The sequence below is a fragment of the Halomonas garicola genome, assembly GCF_055382465.1.
The window spans coordinates 2,728,257-2,745,608 of record NZ_AP043931.1; the positions used below are offsets into that span (position 1 = coordinate 2,728,257).

A 17,352-nucleotide genomic window follows, 5' to 3' on the forward strand; every position below is an offset into this window, starting at 1 on the left:
AGCTAATGGTATGCCCGGCGGCGGCCAAGCGCCAATGCAGACTATATACAGACGCCATGGAGAATATCAATCTACCCGGCGGTCCGGGCAGGCTATCGTAGTTGGATAAGTCCAGAGGAGCCGGGGACAGGTCGAAGAGGGGGTTCTACGCCATGGATGGCGTAGGTAGCGTCCAGGGACGGATTTATAGCGCCCCCTCGCAGACCTGTTGACGGCTCACCCCGGGGGATAGAGGCTACGACGCTGGCCTTGGCGTCCGCGCATCACCAGTTGAGCCCGATGCCGAGGTTGTAGGTGGTGTCGTTCAGGTCTTCGACGCTGTTTTCCACCCAGTCGGTTTCTACCGACATCTGCAAAGACGCCCACTCGGTGAACGGGTAGCGTAGGCCAGTTTCGGTGTCGAGCAAAAAGCTGGTGCTGCGGGTAAGAGCCCGGCCGGCGCGGCCGTTGGCGTAAACCTCGAACAGTTGGTCCCACAGGTAGCGGTTGAACTGCCACTGCAGCACGCCGGCCTGGAAGTTTTCGTCACCCTCGTTGGCGTACTCGTAGCGGTTGCGGGTTAAAAGCGCCGACAGCGAAAACGCGCCGCGCTCATTGTCCCACAGCTGGTACCCCGGCCCCGCGCCAAGGGAGAAACGCCGCTCGAGAGCCTCGTTCCAGTCGCGGTTGGTGCTCACGCGCCCCTGCCAGAAGCGCTGGGGGGCAAAAAAGCGCTTGGGCGAGTAGGCCAGGTGCCAGTCGTTCTTGCGCCGCTTGCCGTCGCGATACTCTCGGTGATAGTCGGCGCGCCAGTGGTGCCGCCAATGGCCGGTCTCGATACGCTGGCGCAGGTCCAGCTCGAGCTCCTGGGTGTCGGCGGTGCTGTGGTCGTACTCCACGGCAATATCTACCCCGCCGCTGGCGGTAAACGGGCGCTCGGTTGGTGACGAGGCGGCCTTTTCCTTGGCGGTCTCGGGGTCGGGGGGCTTGGGCTGGGTGGCAAACCCCAGGGCATTGGCTACCTTGATGCTTGGCGCCGGGGGCTCGTCCAGCACCACGCGCTCCACGCGCTCGGCATCAATATCGATTTCGCCGGCGTAGCCGGTGTCAATGCGCCAGCGCGTCGCCGTTTTCTCGATGGCCTTGCCGGTAATCCGGTCGCCGTTCTCAAGCCACAGGGTATCCGCCCACAGCGGCGACGACACCAGCCAGCAAAGCAGCGCAGAAAAACAGGGGGCAAACCCTTGAAAGGGCCTGGGGAAAAACGTCGAAAAGCGTGGCGGCATGCTGGGTCAGGCCGGTATGGCCCTACGCGGATCACAAATAAGGGTAAAGGGCGCCTTCCCCGCTCTCACAGGGAAGGCAAAGCGCCAAGGATAACGGTTTAGCCGCACTTGGACCAGCCGCAGCCGGCGTAGCAGGTGGGGCAGCCGTCCATCATGATCAGCTCGCCGCGACACTCGGGGCAGTGGCCGACGACCGCCGGGCCGGCCGATGCCGAGGACGCGTCGGTGCCGCCGTCGATGGGCTCGACCGTGCCGAGCTCGGGGGTTTCAGCGTCTTCGTCATCCGCCTGCCAGACGTAGCCGTTGGCCCTACGCTGGGCGTAGCGCTCCACCAGGTCTTCCACCGGCACCTGGTTGCCGTCCTGGTCGAGAAACCCGCGGCGATAGAGGATCTGCTGGATCGACCAGGCGATGGCCGAGACTTCCGAGTCGTGAAATACCGGCTTGCCGTGGCGATTCCAGCCGCAGCGCACCAGGCCCTTGTCCCAGGCGACCTTGCGCAGATCGGCCACCGCCTGGGTGACGTAGCCGCCCCGGGCGGCAAGCGACAGGCTGCGCATGGTGGCGGTGATCCACTGGTGTTCGCTGGACAGCTGCCCGGAGGGGAAGAAAAACTCCACCGGGCGCTCGATCACCACGCGCTTGCCGCCAACGGCGCCTTCCACCGGCATGAACGAGACCAGCAGGTAAACCTTCTTGCGCCCTTCGGCGCCGACGTAGGAAATCTTCTCCGAGACGGCTTCAAGCGTCCCCTCCGGACGCGACGGTATACGCACGGTCAACGGGTTCTCGTCCGGCAGCACCGGTTCGGGAGCCGCGGGCTCGTCCTGCTTGATGCGATAGCCCACAATTTTTGAGGTAATTTCAACGGCCATGATGTTCTCCACTCAACAGCGAGGTCTTAATGACGGACACGAAATGACGCCCGGGACTCAGCTCAGGGCTCTGCCCGGGCGCAAGGCGCTTACCACTTGCCGTAAGTGCCTTCCTTCAGCGCATCAAACAGGTTGGCGGCGTTATGCTCTTCGCCATCGTAAATCACCGTGTCGTTGCCGTTAAGCTCGACGGTTTCGCCGTTTTCCAGCTCAAACTCGTAGGTGGTGCTCTTCAGGTCGTCCTCGCGCACCAGCACGCCCTGGAACGCCTCCGGGTTGAAGCGGAAGGTGGTGCAGCCCTTCAGGCGGCTTTCATAGGCCTGCAGATACAGGTCCTGGAACTGCTCGAAGGGAAACTCCGTGGGCACGTTCACCGTTTTCGAAATCGCGGAATCCACCCACTGCTGGGCCGCGGCCTGCACCGCCACATGCTGCTCGGGGGTAACGCTGTCGGCGGTGATGAAGTAGCCCGGCAGATCGCTTTCTACCGCGTCGGCGGCGATGAAATGGCGATAGGCGGCAAGCTCGAACGACACCACCTCGACCTGCTCCTTGGTTTTCTTGCCCGTCTGGATGACGTTGCGGTAATAGCGGTGTGAGAACGACGGCTCGATACCGTTGGAGGCGTTGTTACCCATGGACAGCGAGATCGTGCCGGTGGGCGCAATCGAGCTGTGGTGGGTAAAGCGCGCGCCGTGCTCGGCAAGCGCCGTAACCAGCTCGGGCTCGTGCTCCGCTACCTTGGCCATGTAGGCGCTATAGCGGGCATGGAGAATGCGTCCGGGCACCTTGTCGCCGACCTCGTAGCCGTCCTTTTTCAGCTGCGGACGCTCGCGCAGCATCCGCGGCGTGAGCGTGTGCTCTTCTTCCAGCACCGGCGCCATGCCCTTCTCCCGGGAGAGCTCCAGCGCCTGCTTCCAGCCCTCGATGGCGAGATGGCGGCTGACCTCTTCGGTAAACGCGAGCGACTCCTTGGAGCCGTAGGGAATCTTGAGCATGGTGAGCGTCGAGCCCAGCCCCAGAAAGCCCATGCCGTGACGGCGCTTGGCCTCGATCTCGCGCTGCTGTTCGGGCAGCGGCAGCCCGGCAATTTCCACCACGTTATCCAGCATGCGGGTGAAGATCGCCACCACTTCGCGGTAGCGCTTCCAGTCAAAGCGCGGCTTGTCGCTGAAAGGATCGATGACGAAGCGCGTCAGGTTGACCGACCCCAGCAGGCAGGCACCCTCCGGCGGCAGCGGCTGCTCGCCGCAGGGGTTGGTGGCGCGGATTTCTTCGCAGAACCAGTTGTTGTTCATGCGGTTGACCTGGTCGATCAGGATGAACCCCGGCTCGGCGTAGTCGTAGGTGGACGCCATGATGGTATCCCACAGCTCCCGGGCGTGGATGATCTCGACCACGCGACAGGCCACCCGACCCTCGTCGTCCACGGTGTAGCCGTCTTCCACCACCGGCCAGTCGCGGTAGATGATGTCCTTGTCGCTGACGTCGTCCTTCTCGCCCGGATGCAGGGGGAAGGCCAGCGGCCACTCGGCGTTCTGCTTGACCGCTTCCATGAACTCGTCGGTAATCAGCAGCGACAGGTTGAACTGACGCAGACGGCCGGCCTCGCGCTTGGCCTGGATAAACTCGCGGACGTCGGGGTGGCCCACGTCAAAGGTGCCCATCTGGGCGCCGCGCCGCCCGCCGGCGGAGGCCACGGTGAAGCACATCTTGTCGTAGATATCCATGAACGCCAGCGGGCCGTTGGTCCCGGCCCCGGCGCCAAAGACAAAGGCACCCTTGTGGCGCAGGGTAGAAAAGTCGTAGCCGATACCGGCGCCGGACTTCAGCGTCATCCCGGCATCCACCACGGAATCAAGAATATCGCGCATGGAATCGCGTATGGTACGCGACACGGTGCAGTTGATCAGGCTCACGGCGGGCTTGTAAGCTTCCGCTCCGGCGTTGGATAGAATGCGCCCGGCGGGAATGGCGCCGTTTTCCAGCGCCCAGCGGAACTTAGGCAGCCACTGCTTGGCCTTGTCGCCCTCAACCTCGGCCAGCGCCCGGGCAACGCGCTCGTAGGTCGCGTTGACGTCGGCGTCCACCGGCTCGCTGTGACGGTCCTTGAGACGGTATTTGGCATCCCAGATCTCCCGCGAGGGAACCTGCAGCGGCACATCATTGGACGATTGAGCGGCTTTGGCAGCAGTACTCATGACGCAAAACTCCTTCCCCTCGCGGGCAGTACGATGAAGTAAAATGGGCGGCCATTATACGTGCTGGCGCGCTGAAGTATAGCCGACCCGAAAACCATATGAGCTATTTTTTTTAACACTGGGTACTATATATGGGGTTTGAAAAAATATCGAGCCTCAAAATAAGCGGCCAGCCCGACACACATGGCCCAGGCCCGGCAGAGCAACCCAGACAGCTAACAAGCAGGCAATAATCCAATGAAACAACGCAGGCAGTATCCGGCACGCGCGCAGTGGCTTGTAGCCGTCGCCATGCTGATGGCCGGCATGATCCTGGGCGGCGGCGCTCAGGCAGCGACGTTTAACGTAAGCGACGCAGAGGCCTACGGCGGCTGGCAGGCGGCGACGCTTTCGCGCAGTGCGGAAGGCCAGCAGGAGCGCCATTTTCGCGCGGTAGACACCACCAGCTACGGCGATGCAACCCTGAGCGTCAACGCCACGCCCGGCGTCTGCGATATGCCCTGGCTCGAAGTAAGGGTAGCGTTGGACGACGTCCCCGATGAGGCCGGGACCGCCGACGTGGTGCCCGCCCAGCTGCGCGTGGATGAGCGAACGCTGCGCCCGGCCGTCGCCGAATTTTTCACCGAGCAAGACAACGACGGCTTTTACGTACACTTTTATCTGAACGACCTTGTCGGCCTGCTTGACGACATGCGCGCCGGTCGGAAGCTGTTTCTGGGCTTTGAGCAGGGCGAGCGCGAGCCCTGGTACATGACATTCAGCCTTGACGGTGCCGAAGGCGCCGTTGACGAAGCGCTAGCGCGCTGCTGGCGCGCTAGCCAGCCTGAATAGGCAGCGTGCGTAATCGCGTTGCATTACCGCCGGTATGAGATTGCCACGGCGTAAAACGCCTCGTGATGCCCTCGAGAAGTCGCGTGGCGGTCTCTTTGCCCTGCTGGTAGCCACCAACCCCGAGATGGCCACGCTTCGCTCGCCATGACCCAGGGGGCCGCGATGACGTGGCGGGTGCGGTCCTCACAGCCCGCTACCGTCGTCGCGAGGAGCGCAAGCAACCAGAAAACGGGGGTAAACGACGTGGCGATCTCATACTTGCGCTGGCACTTTCCCGCTACGGTCATCGCGAGTCGCATAGCGACGTGGCGATCTCTTGGATGCGGGGGCACTATCGGCGAAACCCGAGATGGCCACGCTTCGCTCGCCATGACCCAGGGGGTCGCGATGACGTGGCGGGTGCGGTCCTCACAGCCCGCTACCGTCGTCGCGAGGCGTTTTAACGCCGTGGCGATCTCGTATGGGCGGTGGCGCCGTCGGCAAACCCCGAGATGGCCACGCTCCGCTCGCCATGACACAGCCGCACACAAAAAACCCGGCGCTTGGCCGGGTTCTTTGCGTATTGGTGCCTGACGATGTCCTACTCTCGCATGGGGAGGCCCCACACTACCATCGGCGCTGAGCGGTTTCACTGCTGAGTTCGGCAAGGGATCAGGTGGTTCCCGCTCGCTATGGCCGTCAGGCGTAACCGGTGATATATCATGCTGTTCGTGATCGTCTCGCGTATCCGTCTGTCTTGTTTGACATCTTCATCGTTGTCCTGCGACCCGACCCCTTGGGTGTTATAGGGTCAAGCCTCACGGGCACATTAGTACCGGTTAGCTCAACGCCTTGCAGCGCTTCCACACCCGGCCTATCAACCAGCTCGTCTTGCTGGGCCCTTCAGGAGGCTCAAGGCCTCGGGGATGTCTCATCTTGAAGGGGGCTTCCCGCTTAGATGCTTTCAGCGGTTATCCCGTCCGCACTTAGCTACCCGGCAATGCCACTGGCGTGACAACCGGAACACCAGAGGTGCGTCCACTCCGGTCCTCTCGTACTAGGAGCAGCCCTTCGCAAACATCCTGCGCCCACGGCAGATAGGGACCGAACTGTCTCACGACGTTCTAAACCCAGCTCGCGTACCACTTTAAATGGCGAACAGCCATACCCTTGGGACCGACTTCAGCCCCAGGATGTGATGAGCCGACATCGAGGTGCCAAACACCGCCGTCGATGTGAACTCTTGGGCGGTATCAGCCTGTTATCCCCGGAGTACCTTTTATCCGTTGAGCGATGGCCCTTCCATACAGAACCACCGGATCACTAGAACCTGCTTTCGCACCTGCTCGACGTGTCTGTCTCGCAGTCAAGCACCCTTGTGCTCTTGCACTCACTGCACGATGTCCAACCGTGCTGAGGGTACCTTCGTGCTCCTCCGTTACGCTTTGGGAGGAGACCGCCCCAGTCAAACTACCCACCACACACGGTCCTCGATCCGGATCACGGATCGGAGTGAGAACGCCAATGATGCCAGGCTGGTATTTCAAGGGTGGCTCCCCCCGGTCTGGCGACCGGGGTTCCAAGCCTCCCAGCTATCCTACACAAGCAACATCGGCGTCCAGTGTGAAGCTATAGTAAAGGTTCACGGGGTCTTTCCGTCTAGCCGCGGGTACACCGCATCTTCACGGCGATTTCAATTTCACTGAGTCTCGGGTGGAGACAGCGTGGCCATCATTACGCCATTCGTGCAGGTCGGAACTTACCCGACAAGGAATTTCGCTACCTTAGGACCGTTATAGTTACGGCCGCCGTTTACCGGGGCTTCGATCAAGCGCTTCGCCGAAGCTAACGCCATCACTTAACCTTCCGGCACCGGGCAGGCGTCACACCCTATACGTCCGCTTGCGCGTTAGCAGAGTGCTGTGTTTTTAGTAAACAGTTGTAGCCACCTGGTATCTTCGACCGCCTTCCGCTCCCCCCGCGTGGGGGTTCACGTACCGGCGGCGTGCCTTCTCCCGAAGTTACGGCACCATTTTGCCTAGTTCCTTCACCCGAGTTTTCTCAAGCGCCTGGGGATTCTCACCCTGACCACCTGTGTTGGTTTGGGGTACGGTCTCGCAGTATCTGAGGCTTAGAGGCTTTTCCTGGAAGCGTGGCATCGATGACTTCCAGCCCGTGGGCTGTTCGTCTCGTCTCTCGGCCTTGAACCACCGGATTTCCCTGATGGTTCAGCCTACGGACTTTCACCAGGACGACCGTCGCCTGGCTCACCTAGCCTTCTTCGTCCCCCCATCGCAATACTGTGAGGTACGGGAATATTGACCCGTTTCCCATCGACTACGCCTTTCGGCCTCGCCTTAGGGGCCGACTCACTCTGCTCCGATTAGCGTCGAACAGAAACCCTTGGTCTTCCGGCGAGGGCGTTTTTCACGCCCTTTATCGTTACTCATGTCAGCATTCGCACTCGTGATACCTCCAGCAGGCTTCTCAGCCTCCCTTCATCGGCTTACACGACGCTCCTCTACCACATACCTGCATCCTGAAAACCACTCGTTTATCGCTCGCCGACTCGCTGTTCGGGGAGCGCTTGGACGTCGCAGGCGACGCCAAGCGAATAGTCTTGAGTGATGCAGGCATGTCCGTAGCTTCGGTATCTGGTTTAGCCCCGTTACATCTTCCGCGCAGGCCGATTCGACTAGTGAGCTATTACGCTTTCTTTCAAGGATGGCTGCTTCTAAGCCAACCTCCTAGCTGTCTAAACCTTCCCACATCGTTTCCCACTTAACCAGAATTTGGGGACCTTAGCTGACGGTCTGGGTTGTTGCCCTTTCCACAATGGACGTTAGCACCCACTGTGTGTCTCCCACGCTGGCACTCACCGGTATTCGGAGTTTGCCTCGGGTTGGTAAGTCGGGATGACCCCCTAGCCGAAACAGTGCTCTACCCCCGGTGGTGATACGTGAGGCGCTACCTAAATAGCTTTCGAGGAGAACCAGCTATCTCCGGGCTTGATTAGCCTTTCACTCCGACCCACAGCTCATCCCCGCATTTTTCAACATACGTGGGTTCGAGCCTCCAGTTGATGTTACTCAACCTTCACTCTGGCCATGGGTAGATCGCCCGGTTTCGGGTCTATTCCCCGCAACTTGTCGCCCTGTTAAGACTCGCTTTCGCTACGCCTCCCCTACACGGTTAAGCTCGCTACGGAAAATAAGTCGCTGACCCATTATACAAAAGGTACGCGGTCACCCCATCACTAAGCCACCTCTGCTTGATTTTTGGGTTGAACGTTGCAGGCAACGTTAACCCTCAAGCGGATGTGATAATGATGAGCTCATCACGAAGAAGCTTAGTGATGGGGCTCCCACTGCTTGTACGCACACGGTTTCAGGATCTATTTCACTCCCCTCACTGGGGTTCTTTTCGCCTTTCCCTCACGGTACTGGTTCACTATCGGTCAGCCAGGAGTATTTAGCCTTGGAGGATGGTCCCCCCGTCTTCAGTCAAGGTTTCTCGTGCCCCGACCTACTCGATTTCACGCGATCGGATTTTCGACTACGGGGCTATCACCCACTATGGCGGCCCTTCCCAGGGCCTTCGTCTAATCGGTCACGCGCTTAAGGGCTACTCCCCGTTCGCTCGCCGCTACTGGGGGAATCTCGGTTGATTTCTGTTCCTCGGGGTACTGAGATGTTTCAGTTCCCCCGGTTCGCCTCGTATCCCTATGGATTCAGGATACGATACTCATCTTGTGATGAGTGGGTTGTCCCATTCAGAGATCGCCGGGTCAAAGGGTGTTTGCCACCTCGCCGACGCTTATCGCAGGCTTCCACGTCTTTCATCGCCTCTGGCTGCCTAGGCATCCACCGTGTGCGCTTCATTGCTTGACCCTATAACCCGAAGGAGTCGGGGTCGCAATGACAACGATATTGCCGGATACGCTTGAGACGTATCACATGATCTTCTCAAGGAAGATCGTTTTATCAGCATGATATATCTTGTTAAAGAGCACTGCCTGAAAGCAGTCATAAGCGTCGTGGCATTTCACGGGGCTTATGACTGCTCAGGGGCACATCGATCAGGTAATTCATTGTGGGCACTTGCCGGGCGGGTAGACGCATCGGTTAAGGAGGTGATCCAGCCGCAGGTTCCCCTACGGCTACCTTGTTACGACTTCACCCCAGTCATGAACCACACCGTGGTGATCGCCTTCCGAAGTTAGGCTAACCACTTCTGGTGCAGTCCACTTCCATGGTGTGACGGGCGGTGTGTACAAGGCCCGGGAACGTATTCACCGTGCCATTCTGATGCACGATTACTAGCGATTCCGACTTCACGGAGTCGAGTTGCAGACTCCGATCCGGACTGAGACCGGCTTTATGGGATTCGCTCACTCTCGCAAGTTAGCAGCCCTTTGTGCCGGCCATTGTAGCACGTGTGTAGCCCTACCCGTAAGGGCCATGATGACTTGACGTCGTCCCCACCTTCCTCCGGTTTGTCACCGGCAGTCTCCCTAGAGTTCCCACCATTACGTGCTGGCAAATAGGGACAAGGGTTTCGCTCGTTACGGGACTTAACCCAACATTTCACAACACGAGCTGACGACAGCCATGCAGCACCTGTCACTGCGCTCCCGAAGGCACCCCGAGATCTCTCTCGGGTTCGCAGGATGTCAAGGGTAGGTAAGGTTCTTCGCGTTGCATCGAATTAAACCACATGCTCCACCGCTTGTGCGGGCCCCCGTCAATTCATTTGAGTTTTAACCTTGCGGCCGTACTCCCCAGGCGGTCGACTTATCGCGTTAACTTCGCCACAAGGGTCTCAAGGACCCCAACGGCTGGTCGACATCGTTTACGGCATGGACTACCAGGGTATCTAATCCTGTTTGCTACCCATGCTTTCGCACCTCAGCGTCAGTGTCAGTCCAGAAGGCCGCCTTCGCCACTGGTATTCCTCCCGATATCTACGCATTTCACCGCTACACCGGGAATTCCACCTTCCTCTCCTGCACTCTAGCGCGACAGTTCCGGATGCGATTCCCAGGTTGAGCCCGGGGCTTTCACAACCGGCTGATCGCGCCGCCTACGCGCGCTTTACGCCCAGTAATTCCGATTAACGCTTGCACCCTCCGTATTACCGCGGCTGCTGGCACGGAGTTAGCCGGTGCTTCTTCTGTGAGTGATGTCTCCCTGCCGGGGTATTAACCCGACAGCGTTCTTCCTCACTGAAAGTGCTTTACAACCCGAGGGCCTTCTTCACACACGCGGCATGGCTGGATCAGGCTTCCGCCCATTGTCCAATATTCCCCACTGCTGCCTCCCGTAGGAGTCCGGGCCGTGTCTCAGTCCCGGTGTGGCTGATCATCCTCTCAAACCAGCTACGGATCGTTGCCTTGGTAGGCCGTTACCCTACCAACCAGCTAATCCGACATAGGCTCATCCGATCGCGGGAGCCAAGGCCCCCTTTCTCCCGTAGGACGTATGCGGTATTAGCCTGAGTTTCCCCAGGTTATCCCCCACGACCGGGCAGATTCCTATGCGTTACTCACCCGTCCGCCGCTCGACGCCCAGGAGCAAGCTCCTGTCGTTTCCGCTCGACTTGCATGTGTTAAGCCTGCCGCCAGCGTTCAATCTGAGCCATGATCAAACTCTTCGGTTTACGATCATTGTGATCCTTGCTTTCCGCTGCCCGAGGGCATTGGAAAAAGCGGATCAAACTTGGCTCAAGGTTTCAAACGTTCTCAAAAATCCAGAAATCGAGATTTCCAAATTCTGACGAGTCGCTTGCCTTGATAATAGGTGATTTGTCACCCACCCAGGCAAGCGCCCACATGAATTACCTGATCAACTTGTTAAAGAGCGTCTCGCTAACACCACTCGCCGGCGATGACCTGCCGCGGCGGCTGCGAGGAAGGCGTATTCTACACGCCTTGAAGCGCTTGTCAACGGCTTGAATTAAACCGCGTAACTGACTGACAAACAAGGCCTTTTCGGGCCCTATCACCGCCGGTGACGCTTGGCGTCGCCGGCAGCGGATGCGTACTATAGAATCTGACGGAGCATTTGGCAACGGGGAACGAGCGTTTTGTTTATTACGCTTCCCCTGACGCCGAATCAGCGCGACTACCGTTTTTTGCCCGCGATTTTTTGCAGCACCATGCCCCGCAAGCTGCCCGGAGCCTGCCCCCATGATAAAGCTCGAGCCAGCATGAGACGACCGCGACTCACACGCCACAACCGGCGCTTGGCTCTCACGCTATTGCTGCTGGGGCTTGCGCTATGCATCTGGCAGGCGGCGCGCATTGCCCACGAGCAGGCGCTCGCCAGCCTTGGCGACGACGCCCGCAATGAACTGCGCCTGTCGGCCGCCAACCTGAAAGGCTACCTGCTGCGCTATGACTATCTGCCTCTGATGCTGGCTTCTCGCGAGAGCGTGAAACGCTTTCTTGCCGCACCGGCAGAGCAAAGCCCCATGCCGCTGAACTTGCAGCTCGACCGCTTTCGCTTTACCGCCGACGTTTCCGACGTTTACCTGCTGGACCGCGAGGGCACCACGGTAGCCGCAAGCAACTGGCACCGCGCCGACACTTTCATCGGCCAGAACTATGCGTTTCGCCCTTACTATAAAGACGCCATTGCCGGCAGCGAAGGCCGATTTTACGGGCTGGGCACGCAATCCCTTGCTCGAGGCTATTATTTTTCCGCCCCGGTATGGTTGGATCACACCGCGCCCGACGCACGCCCGGAAGGTGTAGTAGTGGTCAAGATTTTACTCGACCGGGTGGAGAAAGGCTGGTCGGCGCAAAACGCCGAATTTCTGGTGACGGATGACGCCAACATTATTTTCATGGCGAGCCGGAAAGCGCTACGCATGAACGCGCTGCAGCCGTTGGCCCCGGCTCAGCGCCGGTCGCTGCGGGACACCCGCCGCTACGCTCAGGAGCCGCTCGACGCCTCGGGAATCCGCGTGGAGCGCGCTTACCGCGACAATGCGCGTATCGTCAGCTTTGCCCACGGACCGCTGGATGAAGGCCGCTACCTGAACCTGACTCACCCGCTGCCCGAGTTCGGCTGGAACATGCATATTCTCAAGCCGCTGGACCCGGTCATTCGAGCGCAGTGGCTGGCCGCCCTGCTGGCCGGCGGGCTCTACGGCGTGGTGGCGCTCGGCGGCGGCATCACCTGGCAGCGCCTGCGGCTGCGCCGCGAGCGCGAAGCCTTTGCCGAACGCGAGCGTCGCACCCTGGCCCGGGTGCGCGACGAGCTGGAAGACAGCGTCGAGCGCCGCACCCGCGACCTGACCGCCAGCAACCGCCAGCTCTCCGCCGAAATAGAGGAGCGCCGCCGCGCCGAAGCCAACCTGCGCCAAACTCAGGACGAGCTCATTCAGGCGGCCAAGCTCGCGGTGCTCGGCCAGCTGGCGGCGGGCATCAATCACGAGCTCAACCAGCCGCTGGCGGCGATTCGCGCCTATGGCGAAAACGCCCGGCGCTTTATCGAACTAGCCCGCCATGACCAGGCCGACGCCAATCTCGAACAGATTATCGAGCTGACCCACCGTATGGCCGACATCAGCGCCCAGCTGCGCCAATTTTCCCGCAAAAGCAGCGAGCGCCACGAACGCATTGCCGTGCAGTCCTGCGTGGCCTACGCCCTGCGCCTGTTTCAAAGCCGCCTCAACGACGCCGGCCGGACTCACCTCGAGCAGCGCCTGCCCGACGCGCCGGTCTGGGTATCCGGCGACCTTGTGCGCCTTGAGCAGGTCATCGTCAACCTAATCAGCAACGCCCTGCAGGCAGTACAGGACACGCAAGCGCCCAGGCTGGGCATTATCCTGACTACAGGTCCGGCGCACGCCAGCCTTTCTATAACCGATAACGGCCCGGGAATTGCCGAGGCGCACCTCTCCCAGGTGTTCGAGCCGTTTTTCACCACCCGGGCGCCGGGCACCGGGCTCGGACTGGGTCTTTCGATCTCGGCGCGTATCATGGAAGATCTGGGCGGCAGCCTGACCGCCGCCAACCGCCCGGAAGGCGGCGCCGCTTTTACCCTGACGCTTCCGCTCGCATCGCCGCCCGAGACTGACCCGGAGACACTGCCCCATGCATGAGCCGTCGAGCCTGCCGGTTATCGTCATCGACGATGAGCCGCACCTGCGCATCACCGCCGCGCAAACCCTGGAGCTTGCTGGCTATACGCCGCACTGCTTCGAAACCGCCGAACAGGCGCTCGACGCGCTGCCGGCCCATTTCCCCGGCGTGATCGTAAGCGACATTCGCATGCCCCGCATGGACGGTATGACGCTGCTGCGCACGCTGCAGAAGCAGGACCCTACGCTTCCGGTCATCCTGATTACCGGCCACGGCGATATTTCCACGGCGGTAGAAGCCATGCGCGCCGGCGCCTGGGATTTTCTGGAAAAGCCGTTTGCCGGCGACCGGCTGCTCGACGTCGTGCGCCGCGGCCTGGAAAAGCGCCAGCTGAGCCTGGAAAATCGCCGGCTAAAGGCCGAGCTGGAAGCCCAGCAGGCGGCGCTGGGGCCGCGTCTGGTCGGGCGTACCGCGGCCATTTCACGGCTGGCAGCGATGATCCAGCGCATCAGCCAGGTTGAGGCCGATGTCCTCGTATTCGGCGAAACCGGCACCGGCAAGGACCTGGTGGCTCGGGCCATTCACGAACGCAGCCACCGGCGTCACGCGCCCTTTGTCGCCATCAACTGCGGGGCCGTGCCGGAAAGCATCATTGAATCGGAGCTCTTCGGCCACGAAAAAGGCGCCTTTACCGGCGCCGTGGAGCGGCGCATCGGCAAGTTCGAGCACGCCGACGGCGGCACGGTGTTTCTCGATGAAATCGAATCCATGCCGCTGGCGCTGCAGGTCAAACTGCTGCGCGTACTCCAGGAGCGCGCGGTAGAGCGGCTGGGCGGCAACCAGCCCGTTACGCTGGACATCCGCGTGATTGCCGCCACCAAGATCGACCTCAAGGCAGCCGCCGAGCGCGGCGAGTTTCGCGAAGACCTTTACTATCGGCTGGATGTGGTGACGCTGCCGCTGCCGGCCCTGCGCGAACGGCGGGAGGATATCCCGCTGCTGTTTCAGCACTTTGCCGTTGTCGCGGCCACCCGCAGCGGCCTGGAAGCGCCGCCGCTCGACAGCCACGACACCGCCATCCTGCTCGCCCACGACTGGCCGGGCAACGTGCGCGAGCTGCGCAACCTGGCGGAGCGCTACGTGCTGCTGGGTGCCGCCTTTGACTACCGGCTTGGCGCCCTGCTGGAGGGCGCAAGCGACGATACCGCGGAGGCCGGCCTGGCCCAGCAGGTCGAGCTCTTTGAAAAAAGCCTGATCAATCAGGCCCTGTCGCGGCACCAGGGCCAGGTCACTACCGTCTGCCGGCAGCTCGACATCCCGCGCAAAACGCTTTACGACAAGCTTAAAAAGCACGGCCTGAAGGCCGACGACTACCGCCACAAAGCGCCGCCCTAAACCAGCAGCGCCTCCAGCGCCTCCCAGGGAGGGAGCCAGGGCAGCAGCGCCGCGGTGGCCGCCAGCATCAACAGGCTTGCGACCGGCCGATGCAGGTCAAACGGCTTGAGCGCGGTGCCAAAGGAGCGCTTGAGCCGCCCGCCGGCCACGTCCACGCTGTAGATTTCATCCAGCATCAGATGGATCAGAAAGCCCGCCAGCACGGCAAGGCCGTGAACCCAGGCCAGCCACCCCGGCTGCGCCAGCCAGTGGAAACTAAGCGCCGCCACTGCCCAGGTACACAGGGTCGCCGCGAGCAGCGAATGCCAGCCGCCGCGGTGGACGGTAAAGCGTGAGAACAGCGTGCCGCCGACATAGCGCACGCCAATATAAATGCCGCCGCACGCCAGCAGCAGGGCCCCCGGGGTCAGCCAGGGCTGCAGCAGCACCCCGCCGACGACCAACGCCGGGATAGCCAAAATCGTAAAAATCAGCCGGCTGGAACGCGAGTGGTCGGCGTCAATATCAGGAAGGATGCCGCCAAACGCCGTCAGAGCGCAGGCCGCCAGCGCCTGGAGCGGCGGCCACCCCTGCAGCTGATAGCCGGCACAGGCCAAAAGCGCGCCGCCGGCCGCAGCCACGGTGATATGGGTGCGAAAGTTAGCCATATAACGGAATCCTGAAAAAGCTGTATAAACTACCAGACTTTTTCACACCGCAATACGCTTGCCGGGAAACACCGTCGCCGCCGCGACGTAAGGCTCAGGTTTCTGCCAGGAACTGATCCTTGAGAGTGACGTAGTTGCCCGCCGTGTAGGCAAAAAAGGCTCGCTCGCTGTCCTTGAGCGGACGCATTTGCCTGGCCGGAGTGCCGGCGTAAACGTAGCCGCCTTCCAGCGTTTTTCCCGGCGTCACCACCGCGCCGGCGGCGATGATCACCTCGTCTTCCACCCTGACTCCGTCCATGACGATGGCGCCCATGCCCACCAGAATACGGCTACCCAGGGTGGCACCGTGCAGGATGGCCCGGTGGCCGATGGTCACGTCATCGCCCACGGTCAGCGGATAGCCCTCGGGGCTGTAGTCGCTTTGGTGGGTGATGTGCAGCACGCTGCCGTCCTGCACGCTGACCCGCGCGCCAATGCGGATGCGGTGCATGTCGCCGCGGATGACCGTTGTCGGCCATACCGAGCTATCGTCCCCAAGCGTCACGTCGCCGATGACCACGCTTGCCGGATCCACATAGACCCGCGCACCCAGGCGCGGCGTCATTCCCTGAAACGAACGAATGGCCGCCGTCATATTACCTCCCCGTTATGCCTATCGATCATGGATAAACCAAGCTGCTCTGTTTAGATAAACGCGCTCAGCAGCACGATAAACGTCAGCGGAATCGCGATCCAGCGCACGACTCCCTGCCACAGCCTAAAGCCGCGTTCGCCGGTGCCCAGCGCCCGATGCGCTGCCGCCCGGGGCATGACCCAGGCGGCAAATATCGCCGTCAGCACGCCGCCCAGGGGCAGGAAAATATCCGGCGGGATGCTGCTGACCAGCTCAAACACGTTGCGCCCCAGCAGCGGGCGAAACCCGTCAAGGGTGGAAAACGATAGCGCCGACAGCAGCCCCAAAAGCCAGACCCCGACCCCGACGACCAGCGTCGCGCGCCGGCGCCCGAGCCCCGCCCCCTGAAGCGTTGCCACCATGGGTTCGGCGAGATTGATCGCCGACGTCCAGGTGGCCAGCAGCAGAAGCAGGAAAAACACGCCCAGCCAGAACGCGCCCCAGGGCAGCTCGGCAAAGGCAATGGGCAGCGTAACGAACATCAGCCCCGGCCCGTCGGCCGGGTCCAGCCCCTGGGCAAACACCACCGAGAAAATCGCGATGCCGGCCAATAGCGCCACGCTGATATCCAGCACCGCCACCGTGACCGCCGCCCCGGGCAGGCTTTGCTCGTCGGGCATGTAGGCGCCGTAGGCCATCAGCGCGCAGGCGCCCACCGCCAAGGTAAAGAAGGCATGGCCCATGGCGTGGAGGATGACGTCCGGGGTGACGGCAGAAAACGACGGCCAGAACAGCCACGCAAGCGCCGTACCAAAGCCCTCAGTGGTGGTCGCGTAGGCCGCCAGCAGAATCAGCAGCAGGTACAAAAGCGGCATCAGCAGGTTATTGAGCCGCTCAAGCCCCTTGGCCACGCCGGCGGCGACCACCGACATAACCATCAGCAGAAACAGCGTATGGTTGAGCACCAAAAGCCCGGGGCTTGCCAGAAACGCCTCAAACCCCGCGCCCACCTCGGCCGCCGTGGCCCCGTTGAACCGCCCGCTGACGGAGGCCACCAGAAACTCGATCGACCAGCCCGAGACCACCGAATAAAACGACAGGATGCAAAACACCGTCAGCGCGCCGAAAAGCCCCAGCCAGCGCCAGTGGCGCGACGCTCCGGCCTCGACGGCCAGAGCGCCCAAAGCGCCCATGGGCCCGCGCCGCCCGGCCCGGCCGATGAGAATCTCCGCCATCATCACGGGGATGCCGAGCAGCAGGACAAAGGCCACGTAGACGAGCAAAAACGCCGCTCCGCCGTTCTCCCCGGCGATGTAGGGAAAGCGCCAGATATTGCCAAGCCCCACGGCCGCGCCGGTGACGGCTAGAATAAAGGCACGCTTTGATCCCCAGCGCTCAAGCGTTTCGCTCATCGCACGACCCCGTTTCGTCAGTGATCCTAAATAGTAGGATCGGTG

Annotated in this window: 9 protein-coding genes and 3 rRNA genes; 3 read left to right on the forward strand and 9 right to left on the reverse strand. The window is 61.5% G+C overall.

Annotation, left to right across the window (positions count from 1 at the left end; translation table 11 throughout):
* Positions 1–263 precede the first annotated feature (263 nt).
* The 3 genes from ACZ46Y_RS13085 to ACZ46Y_RS13095 all read right to left on the reverse strand — a co-directional run bounded on the left by ACZ46Y_RS13085 (position 264) and on the right by ACZ46Y_RS13095 (position 4,341).
* A complete protein-coding gene (locus tag ACZ46Y_RS13085) occupies positions 264–1,265 on the reverse strand; it encodes a DUF481 domain-containing protein (RefSeq protein WP_311955687.1) in 1,002 nt (333 codons plus the stop codon).
* 98 nt (positions 1,266–1,363) lie between these two features.
* On the reverse strand, positions 1,364–2,140 hold the full coding sequence (locus ACZ46Y_RS13090) for a ribonucleoside-diphosphate reductase (protein ID WP_311955689.1): 777 nt from the start codon (positions 2,138–2,140) through the stop codon (positions 1,364–1,366).
* 89 nt (positions 2,141–2,229) lie between these two features.
* Positions 2,230–4,341 (reverse strand): adenosylcobalamin-dependent ribonucleoside-diphosphate reductase, encoded by a 2,112-nt coding sequence (locus tag ACZ46Y_RS13095; RefSeq protein WP_311955692.1) that lies wholly within the window; start codon positions 4,339–4,341, stop codon positions 2,230–2,232.
* 237 nt (positions 4,342–4,578) lie between these two features.
* On the opposite strand from ACZ46Y_RS13095, the gene ACZ46Y_RS13100 reads away from it, so the two are divergent.
* Positions 4,579–5,172 carry a hypothetical protein gene (locus ACZ46Y_RS13100; protein ID WP_311955693.1) on the forward strand — a complete coding sequence of 198 codons (594 nt, stop codon included), beginning with the start codon at positions 4,579–4,581 and terminating at the stop codon, positions 5,170–5,172.
* A gap of 567 nt (positions 5,173–5,739) precedes the next feature.
* Here ACZ46Y_RS13100 and rrf read toward each other — a convergent pair.
* From rrf to ACZ46Y_RS13115, 3 genes are all read right to left on the reverse strand, one after another.
* Positions 5,740–5,855, reverse strand: a 5S ribosomal RNA gene (gene rrf / locus ACZ46Y_RS13105).
* A gap of 103 nt (positions 5,856–5,958) precedes the next feature.
* A 23S ribosomal RNA gene (locus tag ACZ46Y_RS13110) occupies positions 5,959–9,041 on the reverse strand.
* Positions 9,042–9,276: 235 nt separating this feature from the next.
* A 16S ribosomal RNA gene (locus ACZ46Y_RS13115) occupies positions 9,277–10,809 on the reverse strand.
* The 16S, 23S and 5S rRNA genes sit together here, the layout of an rRNA operon.
* Before the next feature lie 549 nt (positions 10,810–11,358).
* On the opposite strand from ACZ46Y_RS13115, the gene ACZ46Y_RS13120 reads away from it, so the two are divergent.
* The gene (locus tag ACZ46Y_RS13120) at positions 11,359–13,260 is read left to right on the forward strand and encodes a sensor histidine kinase (RefSeq protein WP_311955793.1); all 1,902 of its coding nucleotides are present in this window, start codon (positions 11,359–11,361) and stop codon (positions 13,258–13,260) included.
* Positions 13,253–14,635 (forward strand): sigma-54-dependent transcriptional regulator, encoded by a 1,383-nt coding sequence (locus tag ACZ46Y_RS13125; RefSeq protein WP_311955790.1) that lies wholly within the window; start codon positions 13,253–13,255, stop codon positions 14,633–14,635. The genes ACZ46Y_RS13120 and ACZ46Y_RS13125 overlap by 8 nt, the downstream gene beginning before the upstream one ends.
* Here the strand turns inward: ACZ46Y_RS13125 and ACZ46Y_RS13130 are convergent.
* The 3 genes from ACZ46Y_RS13130 to ACZ46Y_RS13140 form a co-directional block, all read right to left on the reverse strand.
* Positions 14,632–15,282, reverse strand: coding sequence for a metal-dependent hydrolase (locus tag ACZ46Y_RS13130; protein ID WP_311955788.1), 651 nt, complete (start codon positions 15,280–15,282; stop codon positions 14,632–14,634). The two genes, ACZ46Y_RS13125 and ACZ46Y_RS13130, sit on opposite strands and share 4 nt — an antisense overlap.
* Positions 15,283–15,376: 94 nt before the next feature.
* Complete coding sequence (locus ACZ46Y_RS13135) at positions 15,377–15,916, reverse strand: gamma carbonic anhydrase family protein (protein ID WP_311955786.1); 540 nt, start codon at positions 15,914–15,916, stop codon at positions 15,377–15,379.
* Between the two features lie 50 nt (positions 15,917–15,966).
* Positions 15,967–17,307 carry a sodium-dependent transporter gene (locus ACZ46Y_RS13140; protein ID WP_311955783.1) on the reverse strand — a complete coding sequence of 447 codons (1,341 nt, stop codon included), beginning with the start codon at positions 17,305–17,307 and terminating at the stop codon, positions 15,967–15,969.
* Positions 17,308–17,352: the final 45 nt, after the last annotated feature.

What these genes read in the sequence shown, in the direction of transcription:
- ACZ46Y_RS13085 (WP_311955687.1), bottom strand. Translation starts at nt 1,265, where the DNA reads ATGCCGCCACGCTTTTCGACGTTTTTCCCCAGGCCCTTTCAAGGGTTT.
- ACZ46Y_RS13090 (WP_311955689.1), bottom strand. Translation starts at nt 2,140, where the DNA reads ATGGCCGTTGAAATTACCTCAAAAATTGTGGGCTATCGCATCAAGCAG.
- ACZ46Y_RS13095 (WP_311955692.1), bottom strand. Translation starts at nt 4,341, where the DNA reads ATGAGTACTGCTGCCAAAGCCGCTCAATCGTCCAATGATGTGCCGCTG.
- ACZ46Y_RS13100 (WP_311955693.1), top strand. Translation starts at nt 4,579, where the DNA reads ATGAAACAACGCAGGCAGTATCCGGCACGCGCGCAGTGGCTTGTAGCC.
- ACZ46Y_RS13120 (WP_311955793.1), top strand. Translation starts at nt 11,359, where the DNA reads ATGAGACGACCGCGACTCACACGCCACAACCGGCGCTTGGCTCTCACG.
- ACZ46Y_RS13125 (WP_311955790.1), top strand. Translation starts at nt 13,253, where the DNA reads ATGCATGAGCCGTCGAGCCTGCCGGTTATCGTCATCGACGATGAGCCG.
- ACZ46Y_RS13130 (WP_311955788.1), bottom strand. Translation starts at nt 15,282, where the DNA reads ATGGCTAACTTTCGCACCCATATCACCGTGGCTGCGGCCGGCGGCGCG.
- ACZ46Y_RS13135 (WP_311955786.1), bottom strand. Translation starts at nt 15,916, where the DNA reads ATGACGGCGGCCATTCGTTCGTTTCAGGGAATGACGCCGCGCCTGGGT.
- ACZ46Y_RS13140 (WP_311955783.1), bottom strand. Translation starts at nt 17,307, where the DNA reads ATGAGCGAAACGCTTGAGCGCTGGGGATCAAAGCGTGCCTTTATTCTA.